Raw genomic sequence first — 18,969 nt, 5'->3', positions numbered from 1 at the left:
GGATGGCGGCCCGTCCCCCATCCCCCGCGTCATGCCAGCGCAAGCTGGCATCCCCGCAGTTGCGCTTTTCCGGTATCGCCCAGCCCTGCGAGACCCCAGCTTTCGCTGGGGTGACGGCCGGTTGAGCGGATTGCGACACGCGGATGGGGCAGCATCACGCGCCCTCCATGCTCCGTCCCGCGCGGCTTGGTATCAGCTGCGGATCAGATAACCCACGCCGCGTACCGTAATGATCGGGCTGCTGCCGCCCTCGGGCGCCAGCTTCCGCCGCAGCGCGCGCACCTGCGCTTCGACGATGTTGGTGGCAGGCGGGCTTTCATAGCCCCAGATGCGCTGGAGCAGCACCGCGCGCGTCAGCACGGTGTCGCAATTGCGCACCAGTTCGGTGAGCAGCGCCAGCTCCAGCTTGGAAAGGTGGAGCGACCTTTCACCGCGCCAGGCGCGGTGGCGGGTGGGGCTGACGACAATATCGCCCGCGCGCAGGCTGTCGCCGTCGCCGGCCTGCCACCGCCGCCCCCGCACCAGGGCACGCAGCCGCGCTTCGATCTCGGCTGCCGCGGTCGATTTGAAGACCAGGTCATCGGCACCCGCATCCAGCGCTTCGATTGTCTCCAGTGTTTGGCCGCCTGCGCTCATCATCAGCACGGGCAGCGTCTTGCCGCCCCCGCGCAGACGCTCGATTACGCTGAGCCCGTCGAGCCGGGGCAGGGTGCGGTCGAGCAGTACGGCGTCGAACTGGTCGCGATCGACTGCCTCCAGCACCGCGCGGCCGTCTTCGACGCGCTCGACCTGATGGCCCAGCCGGGCCAGTGCATCGGCCAGCGTGTCGGCGAAAACCGGATCGTCATCGGCGAGCAGGAAATTCAAGGGGTCGCCTCGCAACATGCCGGTGCGGCGGTCATTCGCCTGTCGCCGGCGCATCACCCGCATCGAGCGCCGCCTTCAACGCCGTGCGGTCGAGCCCGCCTTCCCAACGGGCAACGACCAGCGTCGCGACGGCGTTGCCGATGTAATTGGTGAGGCTGCGGCATTCGCTCATGAAACGGTCGACCCCCAGAATGAGTGCCATGCCGGCAATCGGCACCTTGGGCACAATCGCCAGCGTGGCGGCGAGCGTGATGAATCCGGCACCGGTAACACCCGCGGCGCCCTTGGAACTCAGCATCGCCACGCCGAGCAGACCCAGCTGCTCGCCTAGCGTAAGGTGCACGCCGGTCGCCTGGGCAATGAACAGCGCCGCCAGCGTCATATAGATATTGGTGCCGTCGAGATTGAACGAATAGCCGGCGGGTACGACCACGCCGACGATTTCGCGGGCTGCCCCAGCACGCTGCATCTTTTCGATCAGCGCGGGCAGGGCTGCTTCCGATGAGGACGTGCCGAGCACCAACAGCAATTCAGCCTTCAGGTAGCGGAGCAGCTTCAGGATCGAGAAGCCGTTGAGCGCGCAGACCGTGCCTAGCACGACGAGCACGAACAGCGCGGACGTTAGGTAGAAGGTGCCGACCAGCGCCCCAAGGCTCAGCAGCGTGTGTATGCCATACCGGCCGATGGTGAAGGCCATTGCGCCAAAGGCCCCCACCGGCGCGGCCCACATCACGATTGCGACCAGGCGGAAGATCACTTGCGAAAGCCGTTCGAGCAGGTCGGTCAACGGGCGCGCCTGCTTTCCCACTGCGCCCAGTGCCACGCCGAACAGGATCGCCACCAGGAGCACCTGCAGGATCGAGCCGCTGGTGAAGGCTGATACGAGCGTGGTCGGGATGATCGCCAGCAGGAAACCGCTGAGCGTCGATTCATGCGCCTTTTCGGCAAAGCCGTGCACGGCACCGGCATCCAGCGTGCGCGGATCGACATGCATCGCCGCGCCCGGTTGCAGGACATGCGCGACGACCAGGCCGACGATCAGCGCCAGCGTCGAAAAGACGAGGAAATAGCCGAAGGCCTTTGCTGCTACGCGGCCCAGCCGTCCGACGCCGTGCGAGCCCGCAATGCCGGTCACGACGGTGAGGAAGATCACCGGCGGGATCACCATCTTCACCAGCGCGATGAACCCGTCCGCCAGCGGCTGCAGCGCCGTGCCCATGCCGGGCAGCCAATAACCGACCATCGCACCAGCGGCGATGCCGATCAGCACCCAGCTATAGAGCAGGCGCCACCAGGGGCGGCGAAACGCGGAATTCATCGAGCGGCCCTTTTTGTCGGCAAGCGTGCGCGGGTTCTTAGCCAGCGGCGGGGGAATACAAAAGGGGCGCCCCCACCGGGAGGCGCCCCCTATCGCATCTGCGCCGCGCTACAGGGCGCGGAGCCGGCAGATTACATCGCGTTGCCGGCCGGAGCAGTGGCGTTCGCGTCGGCGGCGTTGCCGATGGCGGCATCGGCCGCAGCATTGGCCTGATTGTCGGCGCCTTCCTGATAGATCGAAGCATTGGCTTCGGTCTGGTTGGCGGTGTCGGCAGTGTTGGTCTCGCCGCCGCCGCAAGCCGAAAGCGTGATCAGGCTGGCGACCGCAGCCATACCGAGAAGCTTCTTCATCCTGGTGCTCCTTTTTATCGTCGAAACGTTTCGCATCCGAGCCGAAAGCCCCGTTGCGTGCGCACTGACATAACGCCAGAGACGCAAGCGTCAATCACGAACCAGCCGCGATTGCCACATTTTGGTCAAAAATGGGGCAATCGCGGTCCTGATCTGCCGTCACTCGCGGCTGGCTGAGGCCACGGCGCCGATCTCCTCGGGGGCATTCGCGGCAATAGTCAGCATCGCCGCCCACGCTGCCACATTTTGTCGCAACTGCGCCGGATCGATCTTGTCGAGTGTATCGTCGGGGGTGTGGTGATAGTCGAAATAGCGCATGCCCGACTGGGAAAGGCCGATCGCGCCGACCTTGCCACGCAGGATCGGCTCCACATCGGTGCCGCCGCCGGCAACGCTGCGACCGCGCGAGATGCCGAGCGGTGCTAGCGCGGTCTCGATCCGGTCGGCGACGGCCTTGGCGCTTTCTGGCAGATTGACTTCGAACTTCCAGATGCGGTCGGCACCGAAATCGGATTCCATTGCCAGCACATGGTTGTCGGCCGCATGCGCCTTGGCATAGGCTTCGCCGCCGAAACCGCCCACTTCTTCGGCGCCGAACCACACGACGCGGATCGTGCGGCGCGGCTGGCCCGCCTTGGCGGCCTGGAGCGCGGCGGCGGTGGTGATTGCCACGCCGGCGCCGTCGTCGATCGCGCCGGTGCCCAGATCCCAGCTATCGAGATGCCCACCGACAACGATGATGCCGGCCTTGGGATCGCTACCCGGAATGTCGGCGATGACATTGCCCGATTCCGCCTCACCCTCGAATTGCGGCGTAACGACGAGGCGAAGCTTCACCGGCCCGCGCTTCACCAGCCGCTCGAGCTGTTCGGCATCGGGCACGGAGAGCGCGGCCGCCGCGATCGGCGTCACGCCCTTCGGCCAGTTGGTAACACCGGTGTGCGGGTTGCGGTGATAGTCCGTGCCGATCGACCGGATCAGGATCGCCGCGGCACCTTTCGAGGCTGCAAGCGCGGGGCCGGACCGCCGAACCGCGCCATAATAGCCATATTGCGAGCCGTCCTGGGTGGCGGTCATGCTGTGGCTGACAAAGGCAATCTTGCCCTTCAGGCTGCCCGCGGGCGCCGCCTGCAGATCGGCGAGCGTCGGGAAATAGACCACCTCCGCCTCCAGCGGCATTGCGCCGGTCGAGCCCGAATAGCCGAGCGCAGTGATCGTCAGCTTCTGGGCGGAGGAGCCGAGCACTTCGGCAGTCTCCACGCCGCGTACCCAGACCGGCATTCGATAGGTTTCGATATGGACGTTCTGGAACCCCAGCGCGGTCAGTTTCTTCACGCCCCAGGCCCGGGCCCGCGCCTCCGCCTCGGTCGCGGCGAGGCGCTGGCCCACCTCGGTGGTGAGACCCTCGACAACGTCCCAGGCGATCGTATCGTTCAGCGCCGCGTCGCGAACCGCCGCCGGATCGGGCGCAGTTTGGGCGAGAGCGGGCAGAGGCAGGGCGAGCGCGGCAGCGGCCGCGAGCAGTAGGCGTTTGGTCATGCGGCGGATGCTAGCCAGCGACGGCCCGATTGCAATGGGGCGCGGCCCTCCTCGTTGCCAACCCGCGCCCGCATCGCTACATGCCGCACGACTTTCCAGCATCCCGAATTTCGCAACGGAGACCCGCCACCGTGGCAGCGCAATACGCCTTCGTCATGAAGGACATGACCAAGACCTTCCCCGGCGCCCCCAAGCCGGTGCTGAACAACATCAACCTGCAATTCTATCAGGGTGCCAAGATCGGCATCGTCGGCCCCAACGGCGCCGGCAAGTCGACGCTGATGAAGATCATGGCCGGCATCGACAAGGATTTCGCCGGCGAGGCATGGCCGGGTGAGAACATCACCGTCGGCTATCTGCCGCAGGAGCCGCAGCTCGATCCGACCAAGAATGTGCTGGAGAACGTCAAGGACGGCGCGCGCGAAGTGGCGGACATGGTCGATCGCTTCAACGCCATTTCGGCCGAGATGGGCGATCCCAAGGACGACACCGATTTCGACGCGCTCATGGAAGAAATGGGCGAGCTGCAGGCCAAGATCGACGCGGTCGACGGCTGGACGCTCGACAACCAGCTCGAAGTCGCAATGGAAGCGCTGCGCTGCCCGCCTTCCGACTGGCCGGTCGAGAACCTGTCGGGCGGTGAAAAGCGCCGCATCGCGCTCACCCGCCTGCTCATCCAGAAGCCGTCGATCCTGCTGCTCGACGAACCGACCAACCACCTGGATGCCGAAAGCGTCCGCTGGCTGGAAAACCACCTGAAGGAATATGCCGGTGCGGTGCTGATGATCACCCACGACCGCTATTTCCTCGACAATGTGGTCGGCTGGATCCTCGAAATCGACCGCGGCAAGTATTTCCCGTACGAGGGCAACTATTCGACCTATCTCGAAAAGAAGGCCAAGCGCCTCGAGCAGGAAGACCGCGAGGCGACCGGCCGCCAGAAGGCGATCAAGGACGAGCTGGAGTGGATCCGGCAGGGTGCCAAGGCGCGCCAGACCAAGTCCAAGGCACGTATCAAGAAGTTCGAGGAACTGGTCGCCAGCCAGGAAAACCGCACGCCCGGCAAGGCCCAGATCGTCATCCAGGTGCCCGAGCGTCTGGGCGGCAAGGTGATCGAGGCCAAGAACATCTCCAAGGCGTATGGCGACAAGCTGCTGTTCGAGAACCTGTCGTTCATGCTCCCCCCGGGTGGCATCGTCGGCGTGATCGGGCCGAACGGCGCCGGCAAGTCGACGTTGTTCAAGATCATCACTGGCCAGGAAACCCCGGATTCGGGCGAGATCGATATCGGCTCGACCGTGCGCCTGGGCTATGTCGACCAGAGCCGCGACCACCTCGACGACAGCAAGAATGTCTGGGAGGAAATCTCGGACGGGCTCGATTATATGAAGGTCAACGGCCACGATATGTCGACCCGCGCCTATGTCGGCGCGTTCAACTTCAAGGGCCAGGACCAGCAGAAGAATGTCGGCAAGCTCTCTGGTGGTGAGCGCAACCGCGTCAACATCGCCAAGATGCTGAAGCGCGGCGGCAACGTGCTGCTGCTCGACGAACCGACCAACGACCTCGACGTGGAAACGCTGGGCGCGCTGGAAGAGGCGATCGAGAATTTCGCGGGCTGCGCCGTGGTGATCAGCCACGATCGCTTCTTCCTCGATCGTCTCGCCACCCATATCCTCGCTTTCGAAGGCAACAGCCATGTCGAATGGTTCGAGGGCAACTTCGAAGCCTATGAAGAAGACAAGCGCCGCCGTCTGGGCGATGCCGCCGATCGTCCGACCGCGCTGGCCTACAAGAAGCTGACGCGCTGAGCCGGCGATAGGGAAGGGGCGGGTTCACTCGCACCCTTCCCACTGTCTCGGTGGCGGCCCGTTTCCCTCTCCCTTTGGGAGAGGGAGGGAGGCGCGAAGCGCCGGAAGGGTGAGGGCGGCCGCCCGGCCCTCAGGCCGTAAACCGCTTGGTGAAGCCCTTGTGCGGCCGGTCTTCCGGAATCACCTGTGCCTCGACATGCTCGACGCGGGCGAGCGGGGGGCCTTCGCGGCAGGCTTCGACCAGCGCCTGCACCGCTTCTCCTTCGCCCGACGCCACAATCTCTACCCGGCCATCTTTCAGATTGCGGACCCAGCCAGTCACGCCGCTGCGCTGTGCGGTCCGCACCACCCAATCGCGATAGCCAACCCCCTGCACACGTCCCGAAACCAGAATACGCTGTTGCGTCATACGCCTCTTTCAAACGCACCGGTTCGCCCGGCGCCAATTACCTTAGCAGCCATGCCGGGCAGGGGAGCCGGGTATCGCCACCGTCCGCCGCAGCTTTGGCAGGCCCCATCGCGTCATGGGTAAACGATGGCAATTACTTCATATTCGCGTTCGCCGGCCGGCAGCATCACCTTGCGCAGATCGCCCACCGCCGCGCCGCGCAGCGCGCGCGCCAGCGGCGCATTCCAGCCGACCCGGCCCTTCCCCGCATCGGCCTCGTCATCGCCAACCAGCGTCAGCGTGCGGTGCTGGTCATCTTCATCGGCAATGGTGACAGTCGCGCCGAAGAAGACGCGGGTGCGATCCTCCTGCCGCGCCGGGTCCACCACCTTGGCTGCCTTCATCCGTTTCGCCAGCCAGCCCAGCCGGCGGTCGATCTCGCGCAGCCGCTTGCGGCCATAGATGTAATCGCCATTTTCGGAGCGGTCGCCATTCCCCGCCGCCCAGGCGATGGTGTCGACCAGCTTGGGGCGTTCTTCCGCGAACAACTGGTCATATTCCGCCTTGAGCGCGGCATAGCCGGCGGGCGTGATGTAATTGGGCCGATCGTGCATCGCCCGACCGCTATCAGCCCGGCTGGTTCTTGCCCAGATACCAGCTGAGATTGGCGGGGCCGCGGCTGCGGGCATGTTCCGGGTGCATCAGGTCGTACACCACGGCATTTTCCAGCACGCGCTGGACATAGTTCTTCGTCTCGAAGATCGGAATCTGTTCGACCCAGCGCACCATGTCACCGCCCGGCAGGCGCGGATCGCCATAGGCGCGCAGCCATTTGTTCACATTGCCCGGCCCGGCATTATAGGCCGCGACTGCCAGCGGATAATTGCCGCCGTACAGGTTCAGCATCCGCTGGAAATAGGTGGAGCCGAGCTGAATATTGTAATCGGTATTGGCGTTGAGCGCCGACGGATCATAGCTCATGCCCAGCTTGCTTGCCGTCTCGCGGGCGGTGCCGGGCATCAGTTGCATCAGTCCGCGTGCACCCGCATGGCTCACGGCGTCGCGGTCGAACTGGCTTTCCTGCCGGGCGATCGCATGGATGATCGTCCAGTAATCGCGCTGGTTCTCCGGCACCGGCACGGAAGGGTAGCCGGCGGCGGTATAGTCGGACAGGCCGTTCTGCAGCGCGCTGCGCCCTACCATCACGCCCAGATCAGGGCGGCCGATCGTGCGGCTCAGTTCGGCGGCGAGGATATGGTCGTCGTCGGTGCGGGCATCCTGCGCGATCTGGCGGATGAACAGGCCCTGGTCGGTGCGGTTGCCCATCGTGCCGAGTATCTGCGCCGCGCGCACCACTTCGCTGCGGTAAAAGGCGTCGCGTGCCGCAGCGCTGGCCTTGCGGGCGCTGAGATCGGGCGGCCCCTGCAGCGGGCGGCCGCTGCGCTCGACGGCCAGCTGGCCGTAATACAGGTCCGGATAGCCGCTGGCGCGGGCGTAATAGCCCTGCGCCAGTTCGCGGTTGCCTGCCATCTCGGCAGCGCGACCCGCCCAGTACAACCCCTTGGACTGAGTCTGCGGCGTCCGCGATCCGCGTGAATAGCGATCGAACATCGCAATCGCATCGGTCGGCCGGTGCAGATCGTACAGCGCCGTGGTGCCCGCGAGCCAGACCAGGCTGGTATAGTCGTCGCGCGGGCCGAGCGGCTGCTCGCTGATGTTGGTGCCGAGCGGATAGGCATCGTCGACCTGCGAGGCGATCCGATAGGCGAGGTCATATTGGCCGTCGCTTGCCGCGCCGCGTGCCGCGCCCAGCAACAGTTCAAACCATTTCTCAGGATCGGCCGGTACGCCCATCATTTGCCGTGGCTGAGCGAGATAGGCGCGCATCGCCTGAACCTGCCCGGTCTCGCGCAACCAGCGGGCGCGATCGGCAATGAAACCCGGGTCGCTGCGGCCGCGGGCCTCCGCCAGTGCCGCTTTGGCGGCGGCATCGGCGCTGTTGCTGCGCAAGGCGATCCGCGCCTCAAACAGCGGCCGGTTTTCCGGCGAAGTATAGGCAAGCTGGCGAACGGCGCTGGTGATTGCGCCCTGCCAGATCAGCTTGTCGGCCCGCGCGTCGTGGTCGGCGGGGCGCAGCGCACTGCCGAACATCGCGAACAGGCGGCTTTCATCGGCGACGCGCAGAATGCCCGATTGCCACGCGCGGCGCGCCTGATCCTCGGCATCGGCGCGCTGTCCCTTGGCGGCCAGCGCTTCGGCATAGCGGATGCGGCCGGCCGGCGTGATCGGTGGGAATCGCGTGAAGTAGCGGATCGTCAGGTCCGGCGCTGTGGCGCCGCTGTCGAGCACGGTCTCCGCTGCGGCACGCCGGCTCTTCTCGCCCGGCCAGCCCGGATGGGCGAGCAGGAAATTGGCATAATCGCTGAACGGCCAATTGTCCGATTGCTGCAGTCGTTTCCAGTCGGCGAGCGCTGTCGCCACCGGATCATATTGTGCCTGTGCCTGCGGCACCACGCCATGGGCAAGCGCCGCCAGCATCGCAGGCGTCACCTGCGAGGATGCTGCCAGTCCCGAAATCCCGGCAAACAACAACGCGCCTTTGATTACCGTACCGACCATGCTGGACATGATACGGAATCGCGCCCTATGCGCCAGCCCGTAATCGACGAAATAAGGATGATTCCGCGGATGTTTTCAGGTTCGATCCCCGCGCTGGTCACTCCGTTCCGGGGCGGCAGCTTCGCGGAGGAGGATTTCCGCGCCCTTGTCGAATGGCAGATCGAGCAGGGCTCGGCTGCGCTCGTGCCCTGCGGCACCACCGGCGAAGCGGCGACGATGCCCAAGGACGAGCATTTCGATGTCGTCCGCGTCTGTGCCGATCAGGCGAAAGGCCGGGTGAAAATCCTCGCCGGCGCGGGCTCGAACGACACCACCGTCGCGATTGCCAATGTCCATGCCGCGAAGGACGCAGGCGCCGACGCGGTGCTGATGGTACCGCCTTATTATAATCGCCCCAGCCAGGAAGGCATTTTCCGGCATTTCGAGGCCGTTGCGAACGCCACCGATCTGCCGATCGTGCTCTACAACGTGCCCGGTCGCACGGTGACGGACATTCTTCCGGCAACCATGGCGCGAATCGTTCAGGCATTCCCTGACCGCTTTGTCGGCGTGAAGGATGCGACCGGCAATCTCGGCCGCGTGTCGGAACAGCGCGCCTCCTGCGGCAACGGCTTCGTCCAGCTTTCGGGCAATGACGAAACCGCGCTGGCCTTCAATGCGATGGGCGGGGTAGGCTGCATCTCGGTGACGGCGAATGTCGCACCGCGCCTGTGCGCCGATTTCCAGGCCGCCTGGGCAGCGGGCGACACCGCAAAGGCGCTGGAACTGCACGACCGGCTCTATCCGCTCCATATCGCAATGTTCACTGATGCCTCGCCGGGGCCGGTGAAATATGCGCTGGGCCGTGTGCGGCCGGGGTTCCCGCAGGAGCTGCGCCTGCCGATGACGCCGGCGGGCGAGGCGAGCCGCAAGGCCGTCGATGCCGCGCTGGAATTTGCCGGCCTGATCTGACCGGAGTGCCCGGGCGCCAACAAACGTCTGGCGCTCGGGCCCGGCTGTCCCTACATCGCACGGCCTTATGGCCCGTCCGCGTCCCACAACTTTCGACAAGGTGAAGACCGTCGCCGAGAACCGGCGCGCGCGTTTCGACTATTTCATCGAACAGACTTATGAAGCCGGCCTGGTGCTGAGCGGTACCGAGGTGAAGTCTTTGCGCTTCGGCGAAGGCTCGATTGCCGAGGCCTATGCCGAAATCAAGAACGAGGGGGTGTGGCTGGTCAATGCCAACATCCCCGAATTCAGCCACGGCAACCGCTTCAACCATGAGCCGAAGCGCCCGCGCAAATTGCTGTTGCACGAACGCGAGATCAACAAGCTTCATGGCGCCGTTGCCCGCGAAGGCATGACGCTGGTGCCGCTCTCCATCTATTTCAACGGCAAGGGCCGTGCGAAGGTGGAACTGGCGCTGGCCAAGGGCAAGAAGACGCATGACAAGCGCGAGACGATCAAGGAACGGGACTGGAAGCGCGAGCAATCGCGCCTCCTGCGCGACCGTGGCTGAGGCGCCGCGCCCGGGGCGCCTGCAGCGGCTAGCCGACAAGGCGGTGCCCAGCCGCGAATCGATCGAAGGCAATCGCTGGCTGCGTCCGGTTGCCGGCCGGGTGATGCATTCCTCGCTGTGGCGTTTCACCCGCCGCTCGGTGCCGCGCGGCGTCGCTCTGGGCATGGTGACGGGTATCCTGATCCCGATGGGGCAGATTCCCGCCTCGGCTTTGCTGGCGCTGCCGCTCCGCGCGAATATTCCGGCCGCGGCGGCGACGACCTTCCTCACCAATCCCTTCACCACGCCGCCGCTCTGGGTGGCAGCCTATTGGCTTGGCAGCTGGATGCTGGGGCCGGCGGTGGTGGCGGAAGCGAGTGCGGCGCCCGGCTGGCTCGACTGGCTGCTGCGCGAGGCAGGGCCCGCGACACTTACCGGGCTGCTGACGATCAGCCTGGCACTGGCGACCATCGGCTATTTCGGCAGTGCATTGCTGTGGCGGCTGTGGATCGCCCGCAAGCGCCGGCGGCGGCTGCGCGATCGGCTACGCGGTGCGGCCATCGGGGCAGATTGACGGGCCGTATTAAGCGGTTAAGACGCGACATATTCTTTCACGAGAGGTTGTCGATGCGCCCGCTTCTGCTTGCCACTACCATTTTCGCCGCGCCTGCATTGCTGACTGCCTGCGCCACCGCGCATCAGGAAGCGCCGGCCCAGACTGCCGCTGCTGAACCTTCGCCCGCGCCTGCGCCCGCACCGGCGCCGAAGCCCAAGCCGCAATATGGCGATTTCGGTTTCGACACGGCCGGCATGGATGCCTCGATCCGTCCCGGCGACGATTTCTACGGCTATGCCAATGGCACCTGGGCGAAGAACACGCCGATCCCGGCGGACAAGTCCAACTATGGCGCGTTCAACGTGATCGACGATCTGTCGAAGCAGCGCACGCACGACATTCTCGAAGCCGCCAAGGCGGACCCCGCCTCGAAGATCGGCACGGCCTATGCGACCTATCTCGACACCGCCGCGATCGATGCCAAGGGCCTTGCGCCGATCCAGCCCTGGTTCGGCACGATCAAGGCCGTAAAGGCCAAGGCGGGGCTCCCCGCGCTCTATGCCCAGGCGGCACGCAACGGCGTCGCCGGGCCGTTCGGGGCCTATGTCGGGCAGGACGACAAGGAGCCGGAAACCTATGCGCTCTCGCTGGGCCAGGGCGGTCTGGGTCTGCCGGATCGCGATTATTATCTGCTGAAGGACGCGAAGTTCGCCGAGACGCGCGCCGCCTATGAAAAGCACCTCGCGGCCATGCTGACGCTGGCCGGCGAAGCCAATGCCGTCGCGCGGGCCAAGGCGATCCTCGCCTTCGAGACCAAGGTTGCCGAAGTGCAGTGGACCCGCGAGCGCAGCCGCGACGTCAACAACACCTATAACAAGATGACCGTCGCCGCGCTGGCCAAGCTGGCCCCGGGCTTTGACTTCAAGGCCTATTTCGCAGGCATCGGCGCGCCGGTCGATACCGTCATCGTCGCGCAGCCCAGCGCCATTGCCGGCATCGCCAAGCTGCTCCAGACCACGCCGATCGAGGTACTGAAGGACCAGCTGCTCGTCCGTTCGCTCAGCGCCTATTCGGACGTGTTGCCCAGCGCGATCGACAAGGAGGATTTCGCCTTTGAAGGCACCGTGCTGTCCGGCACGCCGGAGCAGGAAGCGCGCTGGAAACGGGCCGTCAACTTCACCACCGCCGCGCTGTCCGACGAAGTCAGCAAGGTCTATGTCGCCAAATATTTCCCGCCGGAAACCAAGGCTGCGGCCGACCAGCTGGTCAAGAACGTCATCGCCGCGATGGACGCGCGCATCGATCAGCTCGACTGGATGTCGCCCGAAACCAAGGTGAAGGCGCATGCGAAGCTCGCCGCCTTCACGCCGAAGATCGGCTATCCCGATCGCTGGCGCGATTATTCGGACCTGCAGATTGTCGCCGGCGATGCATTCGGCAATGCGCAGCGCGCCAACCAGTGGCAACACGCCTATAATATCGGCCATCTCGGCAAGCCGTTGCAGCGCTGGGAATGGGGCATGACGCCGATGGAAGTGAACGCCTATGCCAATTTCGGCATGGTCGAGATCGTCTTCCCGGCTGCGATCCTGCAGCCGCCCTTCTTCGATCCCAATGCCGATCCGGCGGTCAACTATGGCGGCATCGGCGCGGTGATCGGCCATGAATTGAGCCATCACTTCGACGACCAGGGCGCCAAGTACAACAAGGAAGGTCGCCTGACCGACTGGTGGACGCCGGCCGATGTGGCGGCGTTCAAGGCCCGCACCGATGCGCTGGTTGCGCAGTATGACGCCTATGAGCCGCTGCCCGGCATGCACGTAAAGGGCCGCAACACGCTGGGCGAGAATGTTGCCGACCTCGCCGGCCTCACCGTCGCCTATGACGCCTACAAGAAGTCCCTGGACGGCAAGGAAGCGCCGGTGATCGACGGTACCACCGGCGACCAGCGCTTCTATCTCGGCTGGGCGCAGGTATGGCGCCGCAACTACCGCGAGGCGAATCTGCGGCAGCGGCTGCTCACCGATCCGCACTCGCCGTCGCAGCAGCGCGCCTGGGTCGTGCGCAATCTCGATCCCTGGTACGGCGCCTACCAGCCTGCACCGGGCGAGAAGCTGTATCTCAGCCCGGACAAGCGCGTCCGCATCTGGTGATGCGCGCCTGTGTCCCCGCGCGATCTGCGGGCGGGGACACACTCGGCGCTTGACCCGCGTCGGGCGACCGAACATCGATAGCCCATGGCAACCTTGCCCGAAGACGTCGACCTGCCGCGCCCGTCGGTGCTGCTGCCGCTGCTTGCGGCGGCCGCGGCCGGCGTGCTGGCCGCCGGCGTCGTGCTGCTCACCATCGGCGAGCGCGCGGTAGCGGCAGGGTTCGTCGCTGCGACTGTCGTTGCGACGGGGCTGATGCTCGCGGCGACGCGGCTGTTCCGCGCGCCGCCTTCGCCTGCGCTGGTGACCGACTGGACGATCGCGCATGCCCTGGCTGCGGCAAGCGATGATGCCCTTGCCGTTACCGATCGCGCCGGCCAGCTCGTCTGCGCCAATCCGCGCTACGAGGCGTTGTTCGGCGGCTGGCCGACGCCACCCGGGCTGCCCGTGGGAGAGGCGGGGGAAACGGCGCTCGGCGCCTGCGCCCGTGCCGCCTGGCGTGACGGGGAGGCGCAGTGCGGCGAAATATTCGCCTTTGGCGCGCCGCTCACCGTACGGATTTCCCGTGTAGGCGACGAATCGCTTGTGTGGCGATTCATTGGCGTGCAGGCGCTCGATCTGGCCGTGCAGGTCCAGGCGCTGATCGGCGGTCAGGTGGGCGACCGGCTGGCTGGCGCCGGCGTGATGGCGGTGCTCATCTCGCCCGAAGGCCGCATCCGTTCGGCCAATCGAGTCTTCAGACTACGTGCGATGGGTAGCGCCGAAGCCACTGTAGAGGGGCGAGATTTCGCGCGCTTGCTGATCACGGATTCAGCCGGGCAGGTGCGTTTCGAGCGAGAAGGGGTGAAGGGCACGCCGCTGCGCGTGCTGCAGATCCCGTTCCTGGAGGGCGAGGACGCGCCGCTGCTCGTCGCGCTGCTCGACGAGGAAGTCAGCGCCGCGCCAGCCCCGGCGATCGGCGGCAGCGTCTCTGCGCATGTGCGCTCGCTGATCGCGCTGCTTCCCTCCGGCTTGGCGCTGGTCGATCGCGATGGCCGCTTCAGCAGCATGAACGACGCCTTTGTGCGAGCCGCCCGTGTCAATCCCGCCGCGCCGCCACTCTATCCGGGTGATCTGGTGGTGCGCGAGGACAAGGCGACGCTGGCGGATGCCGTGCGCCGCTTCGCCGCCGGGGCGCCGCAGTCGCTGGAAATCACCGTCCGTCTCAACGACGCGCCCGAAGAGCCGATCGCCATTACCATTGCCGGCGCGCGCGGGCTGGGCGACGCGGCGGTGCTGCTCAGCGTGCGCGACACGGGTGAAGAAGGGAAGTTGAAGCGCCAGGTGGCACAGGCGACCAAGATGCAGGCGGTCGGCCAGCTTGCCGGCGGCGTCGCGCATGACTTCAACAACATCCTCACCGCGATCATCGGCCATTGCGACCTGATGCTGATGCGCCATTCGCCCGGTGACAGCGATTATGACGACATCCAGCAAATCCGCGCCAATTCGAACCGCGCCGCCAGCCTGACGCGCCAGCTGCTCGCCTTTTCACGCCAGCAGACGCTGCGCCCGCAGGTGCTGCAACTGCCCGACGTGATCTCGGAAGTATCCAATCTCCTCAAGCGCCTGCTTGGCGAAACGGTGCTGCTCGACGTCAAGCATGGCCGGAATCTGGGGCCGGTGCGCGCCGATCCGGGTCAGCTCGAGCAGGTGGTAGTCAATCTCGCCGTCAATGCCCGCGACGCGATGCTGGCAAAGAACCCGAGCGGTGGCGGCACGCTGACGATCGAGACACTGGCGGTGCCGGCTGCCGAAGTGCGGCAGATGGATGAGGACGTGCTGCCGGTCGGCGACTATACCGCGTTGCGCATTTCCGACACCGGCACCGGCATTCCCGCCGAAATTCTCACCAAGATCTGGGAACCCTTCTTTACCACGAAGGAAGTCGGCAAGGGCACCGGCCTCGGCCTTTCGACCGTCTATGGTATCATCAAACAGTCGGGCGGCTACATCTTTGCGGAGAACGGGCCGGAAGGCGGCGCGCAGTTCACCATCTACCTGCCGGTCCATGCTGCGGCCGAAGCGGCGGTGGCCAAGCTCCCTGTTGTCAAGGAAAAGCCTGCCGATCTGTGGGGCACCGGTACCATCCTGGTGGTCGAGGATGAGGACATGGTCCGCGCCATTGCCGACCGGGCGCTCAGTCGTCAGGGCTATACGGTGATCACGGCCGCCAATGGCGAAATCGCGCTGGAGACGATAGAGACGATCGAAAAGCCGGATCTGCTGGTTTCGGACGTCGTGATGCCGGTGATGGATGGTCCCAGCATGGCGCGAAAGATCCGCGCGCGCTGGCCTGACCTGCCGATATTGTTCATGTCGGGCTATGCGGAAGAGCAGCTTCGCAAGTCGATTGATCTCGACAATGTCGCTTTTCTGCCAAAACCCTTTTCGGTCCAGCAACTTGCTGAAGCGGTACGGGATGTTCTCGCCGCCAAATAAGCACTTGGCGCTGGGCGCTTTTCCTGCAAAGGGCAAGACATGCAGGGGCCTCGCCAAATTCTCATCGTCGAAGACGAACCATTGATCGCGATGATGCTCGAGGATTTCCTCGATGCGCTCGATCGCGTCGCCGCCGGCACCTGCGACAATGTCGCCGATGCGCTGGACCGGATCGGCGAGGGCGGAATCGACGCGGCGATCCTCGACGTCAATCTGCGCGGCGGCGAGCAAAGCTGGCCGATTGCCGACATGCTGGCGGAACGCGGCATTCCGTTCGTGCTGGCCACGGGCGGCGCCGATGACAGCATCGTCGAACGCCATCGTGACCGGCCGGTACTGGCCAAGCCCTTCACGCTCGACCGCGTCGATCAGATCCTCGCCACGCTCGGCTGATCCGGCGGCTTATCAGGCCGGCAGCACGCGCACCGGGTCGCCCAGCCGGATCAGGCCGGGGCGGGCGGGGCCGGCATAGAGGCCATAACGATTGGCGAAGTGGCGGGCGAGCGTGCGCAGGATCGTCGGATTCTTGGCGCCGGTATCCGGATCGATCGTCACGAAAACGCAGCGGTCGATCGGGTCGGCGCATTGCACCACAGCGCCGTCCTCGCCGCTGCCGAAGGCCAGCCGCATTCCCTGCCACAGTTCGGGCACGAGTTCGCTTTCGATCGTAACGTTGATGCGGAAGCGGCGGGGATCGATGGCGCTGCCATGCGCGGTTTCCAGCGCGCGGTGGCCGGCATGGGTCTGGATCGAGACCGGCATCGAATCATAAATGCCGCGCGCGACCTGTATTAGCGTGGCAGGCTCGCCGGCGGCCCTTTCCAGGCGGGCAAGCAACTGCGGATCGTGTAGCGAACAGGCACCGCCATCGGGCGTGTCGACCAGAACGGCGCTGCGCTTGGGGCTACCGGGGTCGACGAATCGGGCGCGGTGCAGCGCCATTGCCGGCACCTGTCGCGCAGTTAGCCACGGAAAGCGTGTTCCGTTGGCGGCGCGGACAAAGGCATATTGCCGATCGCCCTCAATGCCCTGCCAGTCCATCTCGGCCACTGTCAGTGCTTCGCCCGCCATCGATTTGACCGGAAAACGCGCAAGCGCGGAGACATGGCCGACGATGCTGGTCATCGTAGCCCGGCTAGCGGGCGGGCAGGGGCATCGCAACCGTTATGAATGTGCCCAGCCGAAATTGACGAGTTCCCCTCTTGTTCTCGTGGAACAAATCCGATACACGCTTTTCCAACACGGTTGAATGCGTGGCACAAACCCTCTAGCGACGGGGCCTTCCAATGGCAGCATCCCTTAAGGTGATCGACGGCAATATGGCCATTTCCACGGACAAGCAGAAGGCGCTCGACGCCGCCCTCGCACAGATCGACCGCGCTTTCGGCAAGGGCTCGGCAATGAAGCTCGGCTCGAAGGAGACGATGCAGGTCGAGGCGATCTCTACCGGCTCGCTCGGGCTGGACATTGCGCTGGGCGTCGGCGGTCTGCCGCGCGGCCGCGTGATCGAAGTCTATGGGCCGGAAAGCTCGGGCAAGACTACGCTTGCGCTCCATGTCATTGCCGAGGCGCAGAAGAATGGCGGCGTCGCTGCGTTCGTCGATGCTGAACACGCGCTCGATCCGGTCTATGCGAAGAAGCTGGGCGTCAATATCGACGAACTGATCGTGTCGCAGCCGGATACCGGCGAACAGGCGCTGGAAATCACCGACACGCTGGTTCGCTCGAACGCGATCGACGTGCTGGTGGTCGACTCGGTCGCCGCACTGGTGCCGCGCGCCGAAATCGAAGGCGAAATGGGCGACAGCCATGTCGGTCTGCAGGCGCGGCTGATGTCGCAGAGCCTGCGCAAGCTGACGGGTTCGATCAGCCGCTCGCGCTGCATGGTGATCTTCATCAACCAGCTCCGCATGAAGATCGGCGTGATGTACGGCAATCCGGAAACGACCACCGGCGGCAATGCACTGAAATTCTACGCCTCGGTCCGCCTCGACATCCGCCGCACCGGCCAGATCAAGGACCGCGAGGAGATCATCGGCAACACCACCCGCGTCAAGGTGGTGAAAAACAAGGTCGCTCCGCCGTTCAAGCAAGTCGAATTCGACATCATGTATGGCGAGGGCATTTCCAAGATCGGCGAAATCCTCGATCTCGGCGTCAAGGCCGGGCTGGTCGAGAAATCGGGCGCCTGGTTCAGCTATGACAGCATCCGCATCGGCCAGGGGCGCGAGAATTCGAAGAATTTCCTGCGCGACAACCCCGAAGTCTGCGCCCGCCTCGAGGCTGCAATCCGCGGCCGCACCGAGCAGGTCGCCGAAGGGCTGATGGCAGGGCCGGAACCTGAGGACGACATCTGATCGGGATGGTAGTCGTCCGATGACGATAGCGCCTTTGTGCAGCGAGGGAGCGGCGGGAAGCGATCTTTCCGCCCGCACCCTCGCCGCACGGGCGTTTCTGCGCGGAGTATGGCCGGAGGCGCAGGAAGCGTCTGGCGAAGGGCAGCGCGGGCGCTATCTGTGTCTGCGCGATGTCGGGATGCTTGCCGATCCTGCGGTTCTCGCTCTGATCACTGCTGCTAAAGACAAGGCAGAGGCGCGATGAGCGTGAAGGACTGCGTGCCTCCGCCTTCTCGCAAAACGTGCGCGGGCCGCAACTTCCTAAACTTCGCAATAAAATTACACGGTTTTGAGCGGCAGAAACGCGCCTTGCGCGTCCGATGCGCCTGGCGCACCCTGCCGCAGTTCCGCCACTGCCGCGCCTGAGGGAAAGCCATGACGATCACGGTCCACCACCTCGAAAATTCCCGCTCGCAGCGGATACTCTGGCTGCTTGAGGAACTTGGTCTGCCCTATGAGGTGAAGCGTTACGAGCGGAACAAGGCGACGATGCTTGCGCCGCCCGAACTCAAGCGTGTTCATCCACTCGGCAAGTCGCCGGTGATCGAGGATGGTGGCACCGTCGTCGCCGAAACCGGCGCGATCATCGAATATCTGGTCGACAAGGCCGATGGCCGGCTGGGCGCACCGGCGCACCGGGACGACGCGCTGCGTTATCGCCATTTCCTCCATTATGCGGAAGGTTCGCTGATGCCGCCTTTGCTCGTCATGCTGGTGCTCGGCCGGGTGCCGGTGTTCGGCAAGTTGGGGCTGAAGAAGTTTCGCCCGATGGCCGAGGTGCATTTCGACTATGTCGAGGGCGAGCTTGCCGCCCGGCCTTGGTTCGCCGGAGACAACTTCACCGCAGCCGACGTGATGATGAGCTTTCCGCTGGAAGCGGCGGTGGCGCGTGCAGGCGCGCTGGATGGGCGCCCGCACATCGCCGCCTTTCTCGAGAAGATCCACGCCCGCCCGGCCTATCAGAAGGCGCTCCGGGCGGGCGGGCCTTATGCCTATGCGTGAGGTGCGCCGGGC

At 65.3% G+C, this 18,969-nt stretch carries 18 protein-coding genes; 10 read left to right on the top strand and 8 right to left on the bottom strand.

Annotation, left to right across the window (positions count from 1 at the left end):
* Window positions 1-192: 192 nt before the first annotated feature.
* From ACT53K_RS07180 to ACT53K_RS07165, 4 genes are all read right to left on the bottom strand, one after another.
* Window positions 193-930, bottom strand: coding sequence for a response regulator transcription factor (locus ACT53K_RS07180; protein WP_476227876.1), 738 nt, complete (start codon window positions 928-930; stop codon window positions 193-195).
* Entirely contained in the window at window positions 899-2,185 is a 1,287-nt protein-coding gene (locus tag ACT53K_RS07175; RefSeq protein ID WP_476227875.1) for a dicarboxylate/amino acid:cation symporter, read from the bottom strand. The genes ACT53K_RS07180 and ACT53K_RS07175 overlap by 32 nt, the downstream gene beginning before the upstream one ends.
* Before the next feature lie 131 nt (window positions 2,186-2,316).
* Entirely contained in the window at window positions 2,317-2,535 is a 219-nt protein-coding gene (locus ACT53K_RS07170) for a hypothetical protein (protein ID WP_476227874.1), read from the bottom strand.
* Window positions 2,536-2,694: 159 nt separating this feature from the next.
* Complete coding sequence (locus ACT53K_RS07165) at window positions 2,695-4,074, bottom strand: M20/M25/M40 family metallo-hydrolase (RefSeq protein ID WP_476227873.1); 1,380 nt, start codon at window positions 4,072-4,074, stop codon at window positions 2,695-2,697.
* Between the two features lie 131 nt (window positions 4,075-4,205).
* On the opposite strand from ACT53K_RS07165, the gene ettA reads away from it, so the two are divergent.
* Window positions 4,206-5,885, top strand: coding sequence for an energy-dependent translational throttle protein EttA (ettA, locus tag ACT53K_RS07160; protein ID WP_476227872.1), 1,680 nt, complete (start codon window positions 4,206-4,208; stop codon window positions 5,883-5,885).
* Between the two features lie 130 nt (window positions 5,886-6,015).
* On the opposite strand, the gene ACT53K_RS07155 is transcribed toward ettA, so the two are convergent.
* The 3 genes from ACT53K_RS07155 to ACT53K_RS07145 all read right to left on the bottom strand — a co-directional run bounded on the left by ACT53K_RS07155 (window position 6,016) and on the right by ACT53K_RS07145 (window position 8,892).
* On the bottom strand, window positions 6,016-6,294 hold the full coding sequence (locus tag ACT53K_RS07155) for an acylphosphatase (RefSeq protein WP_476227871.1): 279 nt from the start codon (window positions 6,292-6,294) through the stop codon (window positions 6,016-6,018).
* A 113-nt stretch (window positions 6,295-6,407) separates the two neighbouring features.
* Window positions 6,408-6,887 (bottom strand): transcription elongation factor GreB, encoded by a 480-nt coding sequence (gene greB, locus ACT53K_RS07150; RefSeq protein ID WP_476227870.1) that lies wholly within the window; start codon window positions 6,885-6,887, stop codon window positions 6,408-6,410.
* A 13-nt stretch (window positions 6,888-6,900) separates the two neighbouring features.
* Window positions 6,901-8,892, bottom strand: a complete 1,992-nt coding sequence (locus tag ACT53K_RS07145; protein WP_476228004.1) for a lytic transglycosylase domain-containing protein — start codon at window positions 8,890-8,892, stop codon at window positions 6,901-6,903.
* 69 nt (window positions 8,893-8,961) lie between these two features.
* On the opposite strand from ACT53K_RS07145, the gene dapA reads away from it, so the two are divergent.
* The 6 genes from dapA to ACT53K_RS07115 all read left to right on the top strand — a co-directional run bounded on the left by dapA (window position 8,962) and on the right by ACT53K_RS07115 (window position 15,952).
* A complete protein-coding gene (gene dapA, locus ACT53K_RS07140) occupies window positions 8,962-9,843 on the top strand; it encodes a 4-hydroxy-tetrahydrodipicolinate synthase (RefSeq protein WP_476227869.1) in 882 nt (293 codons plus the stop codon).
* Window positions 9,844-9,910: 67 nt separating this feature from the next.
* Complete coding sequence (gene smpB / locus ACT53K_RS07135; RefSeq protein ID WP_476227868.1) at window positions 9,911-10,393, top strand: SsrA-binding protein SmpB; 483 nt, start codon at window positions 9,911-9,913, stop codon at window positions 10,391-10,393.
* The gene (locus ACT53K_RS07130; RefSeq protein WP_476227867.1) at window positions 10,386-10,946 is read left to right on the top strand and encodes a DUF2062 domain-containing protein; all 561 of its coding nucleotides are present in this window, start codon (window positions 10,386-10,388) and stop codon (window positions 10,944-10,946) included. Before smpB ends, ACT53K_RS07130 begins: the two co-directional genes overlap by 8 nt.
* Before the next feature lie 53 nt (window positions 10,947-10,999).
* Window positions 11,000-13,081, top strand: coding sequence for a M13 family metallopeptidase (locus ACT53K_RS07125; RefSeq protein WP_476227866.1), 2,082 nt, complete (start codon window positions 11,000-11,002; stop codon window positions 13,079-13,081).
* 84 nt (window positions 13,082-13,165) lie between these two features.
* The gene (locus ACT53K_RS07120) at window positions 13,166-15,559 is read left to right on the top strand and encodes a hybrid sensor histidine kinase/response regulator (RefSeq protein WP_476227865.1); all 2,394 of its coding nucleotides are present in this window, start codon (window positions 13,166-13,168) and stop codon (window positions 15,557-15,559) included.
* 39 nt (window positions 15,560-15,598) lie between these two features.
* On the top strand, window positions 15,599-15,952 hold the full coding sequence (locus ACT53K_RS07115) for a response regulator (RefSeq protein WP_476227864.1): 354 nt from the start codon (window positions 15,599-15,601) through the stop codon (window positions 15,950-15,952).
* Between the two features lie 12 nt (window positions 15,953-15,964).
* On the opposite strand, the gene ACT53K_RS07110 is transcribed toward ACT53K_RS07115, so the two are convergent.
* Complete coding sequence (locus ACT53K_RS07110; RefSeq protein WP_476227863.1) at window positions 15,965-16,684, bottom strand: MOSC domain-containing protein; 720 nt, start codon at window positions 16,682-16,684, stop codon at window positions 15,965-15,967.
* Between the two features lie 161 nt (window positions 16,685-16,845).
* On the opposite strand from ACT53K_RS07110, the gene recA reads away from it, so the two are divergent.
* The 3 genes from recA (at window position 16,846) to ACT53K_RS07095 (ending at window position 18,957) form a co-directional block, all read left to right on the top strand.
* On the top strand, window positions 16,846-17,916 hold the full coding sequence (recA, locus tag ACT53K_RS07105) for a recombinase RecA (RefSeq protein WP_476227862.1): 1,071 nt from the start codon (window positions 16,846-16,848) through the stop codon (window positions 17,914-17,916).
* Between the two features lie 19 nt (window positions 17,917-17,935).
* The gene (locus tag ACT53K_RS07100; protein ID WP_476227861.1) at window positions 17,936-18,160 is read left to right on the top strand and encodes a hypothetical protein; all 225 of its coding nucleotides are present in this window, start codon (window positions 17,936-17,938) and stop codon (window positions 18,158-18,160) included.
* Window positions 18,161-18,330: 170 nt separating this feature from the next.
* Window positions 18,331-18,957, top strand: coding sequence for a glutathione S-transferase family protein (locus ACT53K_RS07095; protein ID WP_476227860.1), 627 nt, complete (start codon window positions 18,331-18,333; stop codon window positions 18,955-18,957).
* The last annotated feature ends 12 nt before the right edge of the window (window positions 18,958-18,969 follow it).

The organism is Sphingomonas sp. DMC8, from assembly GCF_056314185.1.
The sequence above is the reverse complement of the archived record's forward strand: the minus strand, read 5'-3'. Positions and strand labels throughout refer to the sequence as shown.

Bases quoted from the DNA above. Each gene is read 5' to 3' on its own strand.
- ACT53K_RS07145 (WP_476228004.1), bottom strand. From the start codon at position 8,892: ATGGTCGGTACGGTAATCAAAGGCGCGTTGTTGTTTGCCGGGATTTCG.
- recA (WP_476227862.1), top strand. From the start codon at position 16,846: ATGGCAGCATCCCTTAAGGTGATCGACGGCAATATGGCCATTTCCACG.
- smpB (WP_476227868.1), top strand. From the start codon at position 9,911: ATGGCCCGTCCGCGTCCCACAACTTTCGACAAGGTGAAGACCGTCGCC.
- ACT53K_RS07110 (WP_476227863.1), bottom strand. From the start codon at position 16,684: ATGACCAGCATCGTCGGCCATGTCTCCGCGCTTGCGCGTTTTCCGGTC.
- ACT53K_RS07165 (WP_476227873.1), bottom strand. From the start codon at position 4,074: ATGACCAAACGCCTACTGCTCGCGGCCGCTGCCGCGCTCGCCCTGCCT.
- ACT53K_RS07155 (WP_476227871.1), bottom strand. From the start codon at position 6,294: ATGACGCAACAGCGTATTCTGGTTTCGGGACGTGTGCAGGGGGTTGGC.
- ACT53K_RS07120 (WP_476227865.1), top strand. From the start codon at position 13,166: ATGGCAACCTTGCCCGAAGACGTCGACCTGCCGCGCCCGTCGGTGCTG.
- ACT53K_RS07095 (WP_476227860.1), top strand. From the start codon at position 18,331: ATGACGATCACGGTCCACCACCTCGAAAATTCCCGCTCGCAGCGGATA.
- ACT53K_RS07115 (WP_476227864.1), top strand. From the start codon at position 15,599: ATGCAGGGGCCTCGCCAAATTCTCATCGTCGAAGACGAACCATTGATC.
- ACT53K_RS07180 (WP_476227876.1), bottom strand. From the start codon at position 930: ATGCGGGTGATGCGCCGGCGACAGGCGAATGACCGCCGCACCGGCATG.
- ACT53K_RS07100 (WP_476227861.1), top strand. From the start codon at position 17,936: ATGACGATAGCGCCTTTGTGCAGCGAGGGAGCGGCGGGAAGCGATCTT.
- dapA (WP_476227869.1), top strand. From the start codon at position 8,962: ATGTTTTCAGGTTCGATCCCCGCGCTGGTCACTCCGTTCCGGGGCGGC.
- ACT53K_RS07170 (WP_476227874.1), bottom strand. From the start codon at position 2,535: ATGAAGAAGCTTCTCGGTATGGCTGCGGTCGCCAGCCTGATCACGCTT.
- greB (WP_476227870.1), bottom strand. From the start codon at position 6,887: ATGCACGATCGGCCCAATTACATCACGCCCGCCGGCTATGCCGCGCTC.
- ACT53K_RS07125 (WP_476227866.1), top strand. From the start codon at position 11,000: ATGCGCCCGCTTCTGCTTGCCACTACCATTTTCGCCGCGCCTGCATTG.
- ACT53K_RS07175 (WP_476227875.1), bottom strand. From the start codon at position 2,185: ATGAATTCCGCGTTTCGCCGCCCCTGGTGGCGCCTGCTCTATAGCTGG.